This is a genomic window from Pseudomonas sp. HMWF006, assembly GCF_003061205.1.
In the GTDB taxonomy this organism is placed as follows: domain Bacteria; phylum Pseudomonadota; class Gammaproteobacteria; order Pseudomonadales; family Pseudomonadaceae; genus Aquipseudomonas; species Aquipseudomonas monsensis.
Genome location: NZ_QAIU01000550.1, coordinates 4,965 through 6,978, shown reverse-complemented (window position 1 = coordinate 6,978; position 2,014 = coordinate 4,965). Strand labels below are relative to the sequence as shown.

Annotated in this window: 2 protein-coding genes; both read right to left on the bottom strand. The window is 61.1% G+C overall.

Features of this window, described 5'->3' with window-relative positions:
• The coding region (locus DBR24_RS33625) for a methyl-accepting chemotaxis protein (protein WP_256591807.1) at window positions 1-1,270 on the bottom strand (1,270 nt) is incomplete at its 3' end.
• Between the two features lie 108 nt (window positions 1,271-1,378).
• Window positions 1,379-2,014: aminotransferase class I/II-fold pyridoxal phosphate-dependent enzyme (locus DBR24_RS33620; RefSeq protein ID WP_256591806.1), on the bottom strand; the 636-nt coding region annotated here is incomplete at its 5' end.

Sequence of the window (2,014 nt, the reverse complement as noted above, 5' to 3'; positions counted from 1 at the left end):
CTGTCATCTGGTTCATGGCGGTGGCGACCTGCTCGGGTTCTTCCTTCTGGCTGCTGACCTCAAGGTTGGTCTGCTCAGTCACCGCCGACAGCGATTGCGCCGAGCTCGCCAGTTGCTCGATCCCCGCCTGCAGACCGCTGACAATCGTGCTCAGCCCGGCGCCCATCTGCTGCATGGCCAGCATCAACTGGCCAATTTCGTCGCGACGGTTGACCTGCACCGTCGCACTCAGATCACCGGCCGCGATCTGCTGCGCAACCTGAATCACACTGCGCAGCGGCGCAACGATCAACCGGGTAATCATCCACGCGGCAATCAACCCGACCAGCAACGCCAGCGCCGATGAGCCGATGATCAGCAGCGAGTTTTTCTTCAGTTCGGCCTGCATCGCCGCGTCTTCGGCGACCGACGCTTGATCCACCCGCTCCACCACTTGTGCGGCACGTTGATGCAATTGCTCGTAGACCGTTTTTTCCTGGGTCAGTAGCCCAGTGTATTCGGCCAGTTTGTCGTTGAAGCCGGCAATGTGCCCGGAGACTTCGTTGAGCACCGTCAGATAGCCTTCGTCCTTGACCGTCAACTTCAGCGCCTCGGCCTGCGTCTGCGCCTGCGCCGCTTGCTCGATATTGCCCTTGCCGGCACTGTCGGCATCGCCCTTGCGACTTTGATCCAGACGCACCCGCGCCTCGTTCATCGCTTGCAGCATCAGCATCGACACCTGACTGACCTGCCCGGCCTGCTCGATAAACTGCGCGCCGTCCTTGCCCTCGGTGTCTTTCAAGGTATACGCGCCATCATCGGCCAGCCCGGCCTGCAACACATCGAGGTTGTTGGCCACGCTGGAGACCGACCAACTGGCCATTTCCAGGGCAAGGTCCTTCGCCTGGGTCAACGAAACGAATTCATCGAACGCCTTGCGATAAGCCCCCAGCGACTGTTCGACATCCGTCATCACTGTCACGTAGGCCGGCGATTGCGCCTTGAGTTCGTTGGCCTGAGCGACCAGCTCGTCCACCCCCTTGCGCAAGGCATCGGCGGTTTTCGGATTGCCGCGCAAGGCGTACTCCTGCTCGAGCAGACGCACCTTGAGCAGGCCGCTGTTGAGCGAGGACATCTGTTTGAGCCCTTCGAAGCGCTGGCTGATGGTTTGCAGGGACCAGACACCGATGGCTGCCACCAAAGCGGTCAGCAGCAAAACCAGCACAAACCCGACACCCAGTTTTTTCGCCATACCGAGGTTGGCAAAACGTCCTTGCACGGCCGAAATCATTGCGCGTAGCCCTCTGCCTTAGTCTGTTGACGAAGATTCGCAATGGCCAATCACCGGCACAAGTCTCTGGCGTCGGAATAATGGCAAAAAGCTAGGTCCGCGTCGTTTTCAGAACACTGGAGGTCGATCCACACCGGTATTGCGGAAAAACTGCCGGGCGCGTGGATCGCAGGCGAAGGCGATGTTGATCCGATGCCAGTCGCTGGTCTCACCACTGGGACTGAACGCCTCCGGGGCGGCCAGCAACACGCCGCTGCGTTGCGCCTGCGTTCGTACGCGGACTGGATCGGCCAGCGGCGCACGCGCCCAGATAAACAACCCGCCCGTCGGCTTGCCGAAAACCTGCCAATTGGCGTCCTCCAGCGCCTGCAGTGCTGCGGCGCGGTCGGCATTCAAGCGCTGACGCTGGCGCTGCACCAGTTTGCGATACGCGCCAGACGCCATCAGGCTGGCCAGCACCGCCTCGGAGAACCCGCTGCCACCCAGGCCACTGATCATCTTGACCTGGGCCAGGCGCACCAGCAGTTCGCGGTCGGCCAGGACAAATCCGACCCGCAGCGAACTGCTCAGAGTCTTGGAAAAGCTGCCCACGTAAATCACCCGCCCCTCATCGTCCAGCGCTGCCAGGCGTGTACCGTTGCCAGTATGCAGATCGGCGTAGACATCGTCTTCGATCAAACGCACATCGTAGGTTTTGCTCAATTGCACAAGACGCTGGGCGATGGCCAGTGTCAGGCAACTGCC